Raw genomic sequence first — 13079 nt, forward strand, 5'->3', positions numbered from 1 at the left:
GGGGAAATCTTGAGCCGGGGGACTGCAAGCCATAGCGAGAGATATGTCTGGCCGCTGGTCTACAGCCTGGCCTGGCTTGTCTGCGCCTATATCGCGCTGGAACTGACGCAGGGCGAGGACGGGATCGCGGCCGTTTGGCCGTCGAGCGGCATTTTCGTCGCCTCGCTGCTCCACCTTGGCCGGAGCGGGCGGATCGCGACGACCGTCGGCGTCGGAATTGCGAGCCTGCTGGCGAACTATGTCGGCGGCCTCTCGCCACTCGCCTGTTTCGGCTACACGGTCGCGAACCTCGCCGAAGGCTGGCTGGTCTTCTACCTGATGGGCGGCGAGCAGAGCCGCGGCAAGCTGCTGGCGCGACCGATGAACCTCATCCGCTTTGCCGCCTCGGCCATGTTCGTCGCCATGCTCAGCGCAGGCGTGGCCGGCGTGCTGTCTGCCAAGTTCGATCTCGATTTCCTGACCTCGTGGGCGACAACTGTCGGCCTCGGCATGCTGATCGTGGCGCCATTCATCTTGTTCCTCGTCCAGAGCGACGAGGGGCGCAAACGGCTGGTCAGCGTGCGCACGGTCTGGGCGCTGATGCTGGTGGCCGTCGCATCGCTGGCCGCCTTCGGGCAGGCCCAAATCCCGCTGCTGTTCCTGCCGGTTCTGGCGATCTCTATCGCCACGGCGGCGCTCGGCCTCAGCGGTGCCGCGCTCGCATTGCTGGTGGTCGCGGTCATCGGATCGGTGCTGACAGTCTACGATACCGGCCCGGTCAGCGGCTATTTCCCGCTGCAGGGCCAGCAGGTCCTGTTCCTGCAGGTCTATTTCCTCGGCCTGCTCGTCAGCGCCATGCCGGTCGCCCTGATGCTGGCGCAGCGCCAGCGCGACCTCGTCAAGCTGTCGACCAGCAACCGCTTCCTTACTTCCGCCGAAAAGGCGGCCAAGGTTGGTCACTGGCGCTACGCTCCGTCCGACGGCGCGGTCTATCTCTCCTCGGAAGCCCGCCGCATGCTGGGCGAGGATGCGCGCCCGCATACCGTCGCCGACATCGCCGACCTCTTCCACGACGACGATCGCAAGCGCGTGGCGCACGTGCTGCTGCAATCGCTCGCCACGGGCGTGCCCTTCGTGTTCGAGGCGCGCATCCCCGGCCCGCAGGGCGAGATGTTCGATACCGAATGCCGCGGCGAGGTCGAATGGGCCGACGACCCGCAGAAGATCGCCATCTTCGGCACGATGATGGACATCACCGACCGCGCGAACACCATGCGCGAACTGGCCAACGCCCGCGCCCATGCCGAGCGCGAGGCCGAGGAAACCCGCCAGCTGGCCGAAACCGACCACCTCACCGGCATCGCCAACCGCCGCAAGGTCCTTTCCGATCTCGAACGCACCGTGCTCGACGGGCGCGCGCGCTCCGAGAAGGTGGCCATCGCCATGGTCGACGTCGACCATTTCAAGTCGATCAACGACCGCTTCGGCCATGAAGCGGGCGACCGCACACTGCAGCAGATTGCCTCGATCCTTATGGACCGTTTTGCCGATGCAGGAATGGTCGGGCGCTTCGGGGGCGAGGAATTCCTCATCGTGACCCGCGGGCTCGGCGCCAGCGAACTGGATGCGCGCTGCACCGCGCTGCGCGATTTCCTGTGCACCTATGCCTGGCCGGTCGAGGGGCTGAGCGAACTGACGCTCAGCATCGGGATTGCCGAACTGGGCGAAGGGGCGAGCGAGACCGACCTCCTCAACGCTGCCGACAAGGCCCTCTATTTCGCCAAGCGCGGCGGACGTAACCGCTCGGTCGTATTCGAAGGCAATCTCATCAGGGTGTAAGCCAGCGGTCGCCTGTGTCGCCGATCAATGCGCGGCGATGGCCTTCGTGGGACAACCAGTACCAGTCCACTTCCGACAGCGTTACCAGCAACACGGCGAAATTGGCCCGCGCGGGTACCAACTGTTCATCGGTCGGCTGTTCGCCCTGCGCCCAGTCGGGAAGCCCGCTGGACGGACCATCGCTTTCCTCGCCCGGGGCGGCGCCGAGATAGCACCGGCGCGCGAAATTGGTGCTCGATGCCCAGGCCGCATCGGCCAGCTCCGTATCCGTTTCGATCCGGCCCCGGCCCCGGCAGCGCAGCTGCACCTTCGCATCGGGATCGTAGAACAGCACTGCCATGTCGGCTCCCGCACCGATCACCTGCACCTTGGGCGAGCGGATATCGGTGTGAAACCGCAAGGTGGAACTGTCGGTGTCGAATTCGCGCAGCACCATGATCCGCGCATCGGCATCGGGGGTAATCACGACCGGCGTGTGCATCGCCGACTTGCGGCCCGATGCGGCCATGGTGAGACGATCGGCGATATCGGCGCGGACCTTGTCGAGCGTATCGTACATGGCGTTGCAAACGCACCAGAGGCGGCTTGGTGTCAAGACGTCAGCATTCATGTTGGGGCGCTGAAACATGAACGAGAAGCCAGCAGGCCGGTTCAGTTACAAGACAGGACGTTCTGCTACATCGTGTTACATCGAAGAAGGAGCCGCGGGTGGTGGAGCGGTCTCACGAGCGAAAAAGGATAGCTCAATGACTGTGACCAAGCTGATGAAAGGCAGTGCCCTGGGTGCCCTCGCAATTGCGATGGCGACCACCGTGCTGCCTGCCCAGGCGTCGGCTGCCGAAGCCACCGCGCAGGAACGCCCCGACCGCGAACGCGGCGAACGCCGCCAGGAACGCCGCAGCGAACGCCGCGAAGTTCGCCAGGAACGCCGCGAAGCCCGTCCGCAGCAGCGCGAGGAGCGCCGCGAGGTGCGCCAGGAACGCCGCGCAGAACCCGGCCCGCGCATCGAGCGCCGCGCCCCGATCGAGAACATGCGCGAGCGCCAGATCGATCGCCGCCAGACCGTCGCCACCGCACAGTCGCGTGGCGAGGAGCGTCGCGGCCGTGACTGGAACCAGTCCGAACGGCGCGCCGAGGTAGCCCAGGAACGTCAGGGTCGCGACTGGAACCGCTCGGAAAGCCGCGATGATCGCCGGGGTGAGCGTCGAGACGATAGGCGTGCAGAACGCTGGGACGGCAACCGCGATGCCGCGCGCATCATCCGCCGCGAACGCGTCGAGGACGCCCGCCGCGAAGCCTATCGCGACGGCCGCCGTGACGAGCGCCGGGGCGATTACCGCGAGAACCGCGAGATCCGCCGCGATGCCTATCGTGACGGCTACCGCGACGCTCGCCGGAGCGACCGGAACGATCGCCGCGCCCGCTACTACGACGGACGCCGCTGGCACGATTACGACCGGTGGGACCACCGTCACTGGCGCTCGAACACGCGCTACGACTGGTACCGCTATCGCAATCACAACCACAGCATCTTCCGTCTCGGCCGCTACTACGCGCCCTATCGCGGATACAGCTATCGCCGCCTGAACATCGGTTTCTATCTCGGGGACCTGTTCTTCGGCAGCCGCTACTGGATCAACGATCCCTGGCGTTACCGCCTGCCGGAAGTCTACGGCCCCTATCGCTGGGTCCGTTATTACGACGACGTGCTGCTGGTCGATATCTACAGCGGCGAAGTGGTCGACGTGATTTACGACTTCTTCTGGTAAGCCCTTTTCAGGCTCCTGCCCGAAGGGAGAAGAGTGGCCCTTCGGGCAAGATACCCCCGCCGAGCGATCGGCGGGGGTTTTTCTTTGCCTCAGCCCGGCACCTTGCCGAAGGGCAGCATGCGGAAGATGCCGCCGTTCTTGTCGAAGAAAGTGTGCTTCAAGGCGCCCAGGATGTGCAGCGCGATGAGGTAGATGAAGACCTCGCCGCCGGTCTTGTGGAAGCCGATGATGGCCTTGCCCGCATCGGGGTTTTCACCCACCGGCAGCGCCGGCAGCGAGAAGAGGCCGAAAACGTCGACGCCCAGCCCGAAGAACGAACCGGCAAGCCAGCCGCCGATCGGCAGGCCGATGAGCAGGACGTAGAAGATCACATGGACCGTGCGCGCCAGCACCCGCTCCCAGTTCGCCAGATTGCTCGGCAGCGGCGGGACCGGATGGGTCCAGCGCCACAACAGGCGGCCGATCGTGAGCAGCAGGATGGTGATGCCCAGCGCTTTGTGATTGGCCATTAGCGGCGCCTTTTCCGCATCGCCCAGGTGCTCGGCCGCCTCGACGATACGCCAGTTCACGATCACAGCGACCGCGATAACCCAGTGAAATATCATCGCGCCGATCGAATAGCGGCGGCCGCTGGTGGTGGTATCCATTGTTTGTCTCCCCGAAGTGTGCGGAGAAACTAGACGTTTGCGTGAGCGGCACAAGATGCCGCCTTGCGGGGCGCGCCCCGATTGGTAACAGTCGGGCCATGACCAAGACCGCAATCATTCCCGACCAGGACGCGCTGAAGCGCATCGGCAAGCAGGTGCGTGCACGCCTCGAGGCCGATCCTGACATCTACAAGGTGCCGACCGACAAGGCGGAAATCTTTGCCGTGCCGAACTTCCTTTCGGCCGAGGAATGCCGCCGCTTCATTACGATGATCGATGTCGTCGCACGGCCCAGCGAGTTGCACGAGACCGCCTATATCGAGAAGTTCCGTACCTCGTACTCGGGCAATTTCGATCCGCGCGATCCTTTCGTGAAGGGCATTTCGCGCCGGATCGACGATTTGCTTGGCATGAATCCGATGTGCGGCGAATCCATCCAGGGCCAGCGTTACCTGCCGGGACAGGAATTCAAGCCGCACAACGACTGGTTCTATACCGACCAGGAATACTGGCAGCTTGAACGCAAGCGCGGCGGCCAGCGGTGCTGGACGGCCATGGCCTTCCTCAACGTGGTCGAAGAAGGCGGGCACACGCATTTCACCGAGGTCGGTGCCTCGATCGAACCCAAGCCCGGCGTCCTGCTGGTCTGGAACAATGCCACGCCCGACGGCGTGCCCAACGAAGGCACGATGCACGCGGGCACACCGGTCATAAAGGGAGCGAAATACGTCCTGACCAAGTGGTACCGGACGCGCAAGCACGTCTGAGGCGTCAGCCGCGGGCCAGCGCCTCGGCGATGAGCTTGCGGCTGTTTTCGATCCCGTAAAGCGCGATGAAGCTGCCCATGCGCGGCCCCTGGTCGCTGCCGAGCAGCGTCTGGTAAAGCGCCTTGAACCAGTCGCGCAGGTTCTCGAACCCGTATTCCTCGCGCTTGCCGATCTCGTAGACTTCGGTCTGCAAGTCTTCGGCGCTGGTATCGGCATCGGCCTTGGCGAGATAGGCGTCGAGCGCCTTCAGAGCCGCAGCCTCGTTCGCTGCCGGGGCGCGCTTTTCCAGCGTGGGCGCAATATAGTCGCGCGTGTAGTTCACCGCCGTCTCGATCAGCACTTCCAGTTCGGGCGTCACCTTGCCCTCGCCGATATAGCTTTCGAGATATTCGCGCAGGTTCGGGACCGTTGCTTCCGCGCCCAGCACGCTGGCGAGGTTGAGCAGGAGGCCATAGGTCACCGGCAGGCTGTCGCCGCCACCCGGAGCCTCTTCCGCGTCGAACCCGCCATTGGCGCGCAGCAGGTGCCACGCCGGATTGCCGAGCTGCTTGTCGAGGTCCTGTTCGTTCAATCGCTCACGGAACTGCCAGTAATCGTCGACCGCGCGCGGGATCACGCCAACGTGCAGCTGCTTGGCGCTCTTCGGGTTGGGGAAGATGTAGAAGCCGAGGCTCTCCTCGCTACCATATTGCAGCCATTCCTCGATCGACAGGCCGTTGCCCTTGGACTTGGAGATCTTCTCGCCGTTCTGGTCGAGGAACATCTCGTAGATCAGGCCTTCCGGCTTGCGGCCGCCGAGCACCTGCACGATCTTGCCCGACTGCACGCCGCTGTCGGTCAGGTCCTTGCCGTACATCTCGTAATCGACGCCCAGCGCATACCAGCGCATCGCCCAGTCGACCTTCCACTGCAGCTTGGACATGCCGCCGAGCGCGGATTGTTCGACCGTGCTGCCGTCCTCGTCGGTGAAGCGGATTGTGCCGGCTTCGGCATCGACCACCTCTACCGGAACCTGCAGCACGCGGCCCGTCGACGGGCTGATCGGCAGGACCGGTGAATAGGTTTGCCGCCGCTCTTCGCGCAGCGTGGGCAGCATGATGTCGAGGATCGCCTGGTTCTTGCGCAGGACCTGCCGCAGCGCATCGTCGAAGCGCCCGGAATTGTACATGTCGTTCGCGGCGATGAATTCGTACTGGAAGCCGAAGCGGTCGAGAAATTCGCGTAAGCGCGCGTTGTTGTGCGCAGCAAAGCTTTCGTGGCCCTTCTCGAACGGGTCGGGCACGCGGGACAGCGGCAGGTGCAAGTTCGCCTCGAGCAGCGCCTGGTTGGGCACGTTGTCGGGCACCTTGCGCAACCCGTCCATGTCATCGGAAAACGCGACGAGGCGCGTCCTGCCGTCTTCGGGCTTGGCGCCGATCATCGCCTCGAAGGCACGGCGCACCAGGGTGGTGCGCAGCACTTCCTGGAAGGTGCCGATATGCGGCAGGCCGCTCGGGCCATAGCCGGTTTCGAACAGCACGGGGCTGCCGTCGGGCTTGGTGCCGTCGGGATAGCGTTTGAGCAGGCGCTGCGCCTCCTGGAACGGCCAGGCCTTGGACACGCGCGCGGCGGCGATCAGATCGTTCATGCTCATGGCGCACCCTCTTGCCGCTGGCGCGCGCTTTCGCAAGTGCGAAGTGCTGTGGGCTGCCCGGAGGCAGGAAGGATAAAGGCGGTGCCTTTAGTCCTTCCCTGCCCCGAAGCTGCCGTCGATGCGGATGACTTCACCGGTACCCGACGGGTTGCCACGTTCGGCGCGGAACGTCCCGCCTGCCTCGGCAGCGCCGGGCCCGTAGAAGGCACCGTTCATCCGCCGCAGCCAGTCGCCTTGCTGTTCCTGCCCGGCAAAGGTTGAGCCGGTGATGAGACCGCCAAGGGTAAAGCCTTCGAAGATACGGCTACGCGGTGCCCCGCTGCCGTTTTCCTGCAATGAAAGTTCCCCGTTGAAATCGGCGAATGTCGCGGTGATCGATCCCCGCCCGAAGTCGGCGTTCAGGCCGACCGTGCCATAGTAGAGGTACAGCAGGTTGCCGCCGCTGGTCGTGTCCCGGTCCACCTGGACGTAGCCCATCGTCGCACCGGTATAGGACGCGGTTCCGGTCGTGGGCATATCCGAAGTGGGAAGCCCGGCCGAGAAGACATTGTAGTCCCAGCCCGCGCTGCCGAAAACGCCCCGGGTCGAAAAGCCGACGCGACCGAAATTCGAATAGGTGAGAGGCACCAGCGGGTTGGTGCCCAGCGCGTTGTTCACCTGGCTCACCCAGTCGCGGAAATTGCCGGCGGAATCCTGCAGCGTCTGCGAATAGTTGAAGAACCTGTCGGCTTCGTTGTTACGCGAATCCGCAGTCGTATTGTCCAGCGCGACGTCCGGGAAATTGGCGAAGCTGAGGATATAACCCTTGGTCGCCGGATCGTAGACGATGCCGGTAATCGCCCCGACATCCGAAGTCTTGGAATCGTCCACTGCGGTAAGCGACGTGCGCGTCGTCAGGCTGGCGATGGAGCCTGCGGGCGGCGGGATCTTGGCCGGGTCGAGAACACCCTTGAACGTGCCGATCGCCATGCCGTCGGCATCGCGCGTCGCGGTAAAGCTGCCGCCCAGCTCGCGTGCGCCGGGGCCGAAGAACTGGCCCTTGCCGCTGCCCGTATAGTCGCCGATCCCGGTCATCGTGACCGTGCCGTTGAACTCGTTGCGGCCGGCAGCGATCTGGCCGTCCCAGATCCAGTTGCCCGTCGCCGTTTCGGAGAAGATGCCCGATGCGGTCGCCCATTCGGCGTAGTTGATCGGCACGTTGGCCGTCAGCTTGCCCGTGCCGAATTCGACCAGCAGCTCGCCGGTGCCCGAAATGACCATCGGGTTGCGATAGGCATTGTCGGCCGCCTGCCCGTCCACGCGCACGAGATAGCTCGCGGTACCGGTGGTCGGGATGTCGTTGAAGACGGTCGGGAAACCGAAGACGAAGGCATTGAGGCGGAAATTGTCGCCCTCGCGCACCAGCAGGTAGTTCGACGCGACGTAGTTGAACGCATTGCCCAGGATCTGGTTTTCCGTGGCGGACCGGCTGAATTCGACCTGCTTGGTCGCTCCGAGGTTGATGAACTGCGCGATGTTCGCATCATAGGTCTCGGCCAGACCGTCGCCGCGGTAGATGTAGCGGTTCGTGTCGGCATCGTAGCGGATAGAGAACGGACCGTTCGTCACCGCGATATCGCGGAAGTCGCCCCTTTCGAAATTGAAGCCGAGCTGGTTGTCGAACTTGAACGTCATTACCGCTTCGGTGGTCGAGAACGTCTCGCTCTTGGTCAGCGGGGTGGCGAAGGAGCCGTTGCTGGTGTCGGCTGCGCCGCGACGGCCCATGATGGTGCCTGTCGCTACACGTCCGGTCGAATCGCTGGCGGACCAGGAGGCACCGATTTCCTCGCCTGCCGGACCGAACAGCTTGCCCTGCAAGGTCCCGTTGAAATGCTGGAACTGGGTGAAAACGAAATCGCCCGAGAAGCTGTTGGCGGAGGACGACAGCGTGGCGTTGCTGGAAAAGTCGATCGTCTCGATCGACCTGCCATCCGCGATCAGGTCCATTTTGCCGATGATGATGATGTTGCCTGTCCCGAAGTCGACCGAGGCCGTGCCCCCGCCGGCAAGCCCGCGGATGGCGCTGAAATCGGTCATCGCCCCGATCAGGTCGATGTCGTAATTGGCCGAACCGGTGCGCGGCACGTCCGCGTCCTTGGTCGGGATGCCGTAGACGAAAGCGTCGATCGACCCCGAGGCGGTGGTGGTGCCGATATTGGTTCGCTGCCAGAAGGCGCTGCCGACATAGCGGTAAGTGAGCGGGCCGGAAGTGCCCGGCCGCGTCAGCGTGAGCGAGTCGGTCCTGTCGCCTGATCGCTTGACGTAGACCACCGCCCCGGCGCTCGATTGCGCTGTATCGATATCGCTCGGCGAGAAAGTGATCGTGCCGGTCGGGGTGACGAGCGAATAGCTGCTCGTCGTCTCGTTGAAGGCGATGGTGGCCGTGGTCCCGGTCGTCGCCGTGCCACTGGTGCCGCTCGCGTTGAAATTGGCAGCGATACGCGACGAAACGCCCTGGAACGTCTCCGACTTCAGCGGCCCGAGAAGGTCCGCATTCGCCGTGGTGGGCGGCGGAGTGGGCGTGGGTGTCGGGGTCGGGGTCGGCGTGGGAGTAGGCGTCGGTGTAGGCGTCGGCGTAGGCGTGGGCGTGGGCGTGGGCGTGGGCGTCGGCGTAGGTGTCGGTGTCGGTGTCGGGGTGGGTGTCGGCGAAGGCGACGGCGTCCCGGTCGGCGGCGGCGTGCTGCGCGGCGGGCTCGACCCGCCACCGCAAGCTGCAAGAGACATGGCGAGCGCAAGGGCGGAGGCCGAAGAGGCCTTCGCAACAACAGTCGACTTCATGATTTGGTTATGCCCCCAAGACGCCGAAGCGTGACCCTAAAACGCCGCAGCGACTCCGATCTCTCCGGCAAGACGATTGTATTTATATATACCGACGGTTGAAAGATTTTTTTCGTATTCGACCTTAACGACCGGCGCGAAGTTCCCGAGGCGCAAAGTCCTCAGCGTTCCGGACAAAGCAACCGAGAAGCGGTCGTCTACGCGGCGCTCGGGAAACAGCAGTAGTCGCCGGTCCGCCTCGAGGTGCGAATAGCCCAGGTCGAGCACCGCCGTGACCGAGCCGAATTCGCGGTAGAGATAGCCGTCGATACCGCCCGTGACATTGGCATATCCCGGATCGCGCGCGCCCGTGCGCACCGCCATCAGGTTCGCGCCCAAGCCGCTGCGCGCATCGAGCGCGAGGTCGACCCCGCTCCGCAGCGCCAGCCGCGTGCCGTCCTGCAGATCGTTGCGGCGGTTGTCATTGTCCGTGACCGTGGCGGACACGCGCAGCTGCGCGGTGTCGGATACCGGCAGGCGATAATCGGCGGTCGCCCCGACTGTCAGCGAATAGCTTTCCTGCCCGAACCAGCGATGCGACGCGGTGGCGGCCACATCCAGCGTTCCGCCCCACAGCCGGTATTGCGGCCCTGCCTGCAATGCGACGATGTAATCGTCGAACTGGCTTTCCCGGTAGATATCGCCGCTTGCCGACAGGCGCAGTAGCAGGTCGGACCGCTTGTCGATACCGACCTTGCCGAACAGCTGCCCCTGCAGCGACAGACCGACGCCGGAGGTTTCCTGCGCATCCTCGTCGAGCGTGAAATCGCCCAGGATCGTGTCGAGCGTATCGGAACGCGTGGCGCGGTTGATATTGCTGTCGGGTGCCAGCGCGACACGGAAGCTGGCGCCGAAAGGTCGCTGCGCGGTGAGCGCCTGCGCATAGAAGCGCACCATCTGCTCCACCTCGGGCGGCAGTCCGGCTGCCTGCGCGGCACGCAGTTCGCGGCTCGCTTCGCCAAGGTTGCCCATCATGGCCTGCATCCGCGCCAGTTCGATGCGGACGCGCGCATTGTCGGGTTCTTCGTCGAGGATCCGGCGGAACAGCACGGCGGCATCCGCATAGCGCTGCTGCAGGTCCGCGCGCAGCATGGCGAGGCGGAACAGGGCTTCGCGTTTGAGCGGGCCTTCCTCGTTGCTCGCCAGTGCCTCGTAAGCCTGCGCGGCAAGCTCCAGCTCGCCGCGATCGCGCGCGGCATCGGCCACGGCGAAGAGTTCGGCATTGGTCAGCTCGACGCTTTGCACATCGGAAACACTGTCCTGCGCATGCAAGGGCGCGCCGACAAGGCAGGACAGGACTAGGCCAAGAAGAAAGAGGCGACGCACGCGCTGCAATTAGCGGGGCGCGCGGCCAACACCGAACATATTCGTTTATCCTGCACATAATCGGCGGGATTGATGCAGTTTTACATCAACCTGGCGAGCCATCTAGCTTGGATAAGCCGGGATGTATTTGCGCAGGCGTTGCAGCTGCCCAATCAACGGCTCTCGCACGATGCAAAAATAGGGTATACGCAAGGATCACAAGGGGGGACTGGCGCTATCATGTCGGACGAGGAAGGGCAGACCGGGCAAGCGGATGCACCTCGCCCCAGCGTGTTCCTCAGCTACACCCGCACGGACAGCGAACGCGCACGCCAATTGATCTCGGCGCTCGAACAGTCGGGCTTCGACATGTGGTGGGACGGGCTTATCGAAGGCGGCGTCGACTACCTTCCGACGATCGAATCCGCCCTGCTCGGCGCGGATTGCGTGATCGTCCTGTGGTCGCATGATTCGGTGGAATCCGCCTGGGTTCGCGACGAAGCCGAAAGCGGCCGCGACCGTGGCCGTCTGGTGCCGGTAACGCTGGACGGCACGATCGCACCGCTCGGTTTCCGGCAGTTGCAGCTGATCGATGTCAGGGGCTGGAAGGGCGATCCAAAGGCACCGCAGGTCCAACGGATCGTATCCGCGGTAAAGCGGGCGATCGACGCCGGGCAGACGCGCGGGGGCAAGACCGGCGGCCACCATGGGCATGTCCTCCCTCCCCTCCCCGCCGAACAAACTGGTGTCTCCCGCCGGACGCTCGTTCTAGGCGGTCTCGGGGTCGGTGTCGCAGGGGCGGCGCTTGGCGCGTGGCAATTTGGCCTGTTTCCGGGGAGCAATGGCGATACGGCCGTGGCCATGGCCGTTCTTGGATTTGCCAATCTGACCGGGGATGAAGACCAGTCTTGGTTCACCAGCGGGCTGTCCAACGAACTGCGCCAGATGCTCGCGCGCAATCCGTTGCTGCGCGTGTCCGCGCCGACGTCGTCCACCCTGCAAACGGACGAGGACGATTTTTCCATCGGACGCGCGCTCGGCGTGCCCAATATCCTGCGCGGCAGCGTGCAGCGCGCAGGCGACATCGTGCGCATCAGCGCCGAACTCGTCGCGGTCGAGGACGGGATGGTCCGCTGGGGCGAGACCTACGACCGCAAGCTGGAAGACGTTTTCGCGGTCCAGACCGAAATCGCCCGCACGGTGGCATTGCGGCTGGTCGCCCAGATCGCCAGCGAAAGCGAGGCGGCAAGGAGCATTGCCGACCAGGAAGGCGTCGGCGGCACCAAGGACCTGCAGGCCTATGAAGCGTTCCTGCGCGGCTCCGCCCTTGCCGATGCCTCGGCTGGATACGAAACCGACCGCGCCGCGCTCGAACAGTTCGAGACTGCGATCCGGATTGATCCGGCCTTCGCCAAGGCGCATGCCATGCGCGCGCAAATGCTGGCCGCAGTGGCGAATGCGACAGACGATTCCGCAGACTGGGCCCGCTTGTACGATGCCTCGATCAAGGCCGCAGAGCGCGCCATCGAGCTGGCCCCCACCCTGCCCAAGGGACACATCTCGCTGGGCTTTTCCCTCAATAATGGCCGGCTCGATCCCAAGGCTGCGCGGCCCCACTACACGCGCGCACTGGAACTTGCGCCGGGCGATGCCGACGTGCAGCGCGCGGTCGCCCTGTTCTATGCCTATAACGGCGAAGGGGCCGAGGCCCTGCGGCTGATCGAGACGGCCCTCAAGCTCGACCCCATCAATCCGCGAGCCTTCCGCACGGCCGGCTTCGTCGCGCTGCTGGCCGGGGATTTCGCAACCGCATCGGCCCATGGCGAGAAGGCGCTGTCATTCGGCGCCAATCTGTCGAGCGCGCATTATATCGTCGGCGTCTCGCAATACATGCTGGGCGATCTTGCGAAGTCGGAGGCTGCCTTCGCACAGGAACCGGTTCCGCTGTTCGGCCAGGTCGGCTTGGCGATCGTGCGGCACAGGCTTGGGCGGCAGGCAGAGGCAAAGGCGGCCTTCGACGAAATGGTGGCCGATTACGGCGATGCCGGCCTTTACCAGCAGGTGCAGGTCCTTGCCCAATGGGGCGAGAAAGCGCGCGCCATCGAACTGCTGGCACAGGCAAGCGAGCTCAAGGACCCGGGCCTGTTGTTCGCGCCCAGTGACCCGCTGGTCGATCCGCTGCGCGACATGCCCGAATTCGACCGGATCATCGCTCCGCTGGCTTGGTGAGACGCTGAAACGGGCGAGAGCCACACCGTCTAAACTTCGCGAAAACCGGCATTTG

Annotated in this window: 9 protein-coding genes; 4 read left to right on the forward strand and 5 right to left on the reverse strand. The window is 64.6% G+C overall.

Annotated features, from left to right (window positions below; translation table 11 throughout):
• Positions 1 to 9: 9 nt before the first annotated feature.
• Complete coding sequence (locus tag LCL94_RS02220; protein ID WP_224830794.1) at positions 10 to 1818, forward strand: diguanylate cyclase; 1809 nt, start codon at positions 10 to 12, stop codon at positions 1816 to 1818.
• Here LCL94_RS02220 and LCL94_RS02225 read toward each other — a convergent pair.
• Positions 1808 to 2377 carry a pyridoxamine 5'-phosphate oxidase family protein gene (locus LCL94_RS02225; protein ID WP_224830795.1) on the reverse strand — a complete coding sequence of 190 codons (570 nt, stop codon included), beginning with the start codon at positions 2375 to 2377 and terminating at the stop codon, positions 1808 to 1810. The two genes, LCL94_RS02220 and LCL94_RS02225, sit on opposite strands and share 11 nt — an antisense overlap.
• 187 nt (positions 2378 to 2564) lie before the next feature.
• Here LCL94_RS02225 and LCL94_RS02230 point away from each other — a divergent pair, with 187 nt between their 5' ends.
• Positions 2565 to 3587, forward strand: coding sequence for an RcnB family protein (locus tag LCL94_RS02230; RefSeq protein ID WP_224830796.1), 1023 nt, complete (start codon positions 2565 to 2567; stop codon positions 3585 to 3587).
• Between the two features lie 89 nt (positions 3588 to 3676).
• Here the strand turns inward: LCL94_RS02230 and LCL94_RS02235 are convergent, their stop codons facing one another.
• Positions 3677 to 4234, reverse strand: a complete 558-nt coding sequence (locus tag LCL94_RS02235) for a cytochrome b (RefSeq protein WP_224830797.1) — start codon at positions 4232 to 4234, stop codon at positions 3677 to 3679.
• Positions 4235 to 4332: 98 nt separating this feature from the next.
• Between LCL94_RS02235 and LCL94_RS02240 the strand changes: the two genes are divergently transcribed.
• Positions 4333 to 5001 (forward strand): prolyl hydroxylase family protein, encoded by a 669-nt coding sequence (locus tag LCL94_RS02240; RefSeq protein WP_224830798.1) that lies wholly within the window; start codon positions 4333 to 4335, stop codon positions 4999 to 5001.
• Between the two features lie 4 nt (positions 5002 to 5005).
• Here LCL94_RS02240 and LCL94_RS02245 read toward each other — a convergent pair whose 3' ends face one another.
• The 3 genes from LCL94_RS02245 to LCL94_RS02255 form a co-directional block, all read right to left on the reverse strand.
• Positions 5006 to 6634: a lysine--tRNA ligase gene (locus LCL94_RS02245; RefSeq protein WP_224830799.1), complete on the reverse strand. Its 1629-nt coding sequence runs from the start codon at positions 6632 to 6634 to the stop codon at positions 5006 to 5008.
• A gap of 87 nt (positions 6635 to 6721) precedes the next feature.
• Positions 6722 to 9451, reverse strand: coding sequence for a transferrin-binding protein-like solute binding protein (locus tag LCL94_RS02250; RefSeq protein WP_224830800.1), 2730 nt, complete (start codon positions 9449 to 9451; stop codon positions 6722 to 6724).
• 36 nt (positions 9452 to 9487) lie between these two features.
• Positions 9488 to 10762: a surface lipoprotein assembly modifier gene (locus LCL94_RS02255; RefSeq protein ID WP_224830801.1), complete on the reverse strand. Its 1275-nt coding sequence runs from the start codon at positions 10760 to 10762 to the stop codon at positions 9488 to 9490.
• A gap of 273 nt (positions 10763 to 11035) precedes the next feature.
• Here LCL94_RS02255 and LCL94_RS02260 point away from each other — a divergent pair, with 273 nt between their 5' ends.
• Positions 11036 to 13024 (forward strand): TIR domain-containing protein, encoded by a 1989-nt coding sequence (locus tag LCL94_RS02260; protein WP_224830802.1) that lies wholly within the window; start codon positions 11036 to 11038, stop codon positions 13022 to 13024.
• The last annotated feature ends 55 nt before the right edge of the window (positions 13025 to 13079 follow it).

Source organism: Qipengyuania gaetbuli (assembly GCF_020171365.1).
GTDB classification, from domain to species: Bacteria; Pseudomonadota; Alphaproteobacteria; order Sphingomonadales; family Sphingomonadaceae; genus Qipengyuania; species Qipengyuania gaetbuli_B.

Coding starts and splice junctions, on each gene's coding strand:
- LCL94_RS02240 (WP_224830798.1), top strand. CDS start 4,333: ATGACCAAGACCGCAATCATTCCCGACCAGGACGCGCTGAAGCGCATC.
- LCL94_RS02245 (WP_224830799.1), bottom strand. CDS start 6,634: ATGAGCATGAACGATCTGATCGCCGCCGCGCGCGTGTCCAAGGCCTGG.
- LCL94_RS02235 (WP_224830797.1), bottom strand. CDS start 4,234: ATGGATACCACCACCAGCGGCCGCCGCTATTCGATCGGCGCGATGATA.
- LCL94_RS02260 (WP_224830802.1), top strand. CDS start 11,036: ATGTCGGACGAGGAAGGGCAGACCGGGCAAGCGGATGCACCTCGCCCC.
- LCL94_RS02225 (WP_224830795.1), bottom strand. CDS start 2,377: ATGTACGATACGCTCGACAAGGTCCGCGCCGATATCGCCGATCGTCTC.
- LCL94_RS02230 (WP_224830796.1), top strand. CDS start 2,565: ATGACTGTGACCAAGCTGATGAAAGGCAGTGCCCTGGGTGCCCTCGCA.
- LCL94_RS02250 (WP_224830800.1), bottom strand. CDS start 9,451: ATGAAGTCGACTGTTGTTGCGAAGGCCTCTTCGGCCTCCGCCCTTGCG.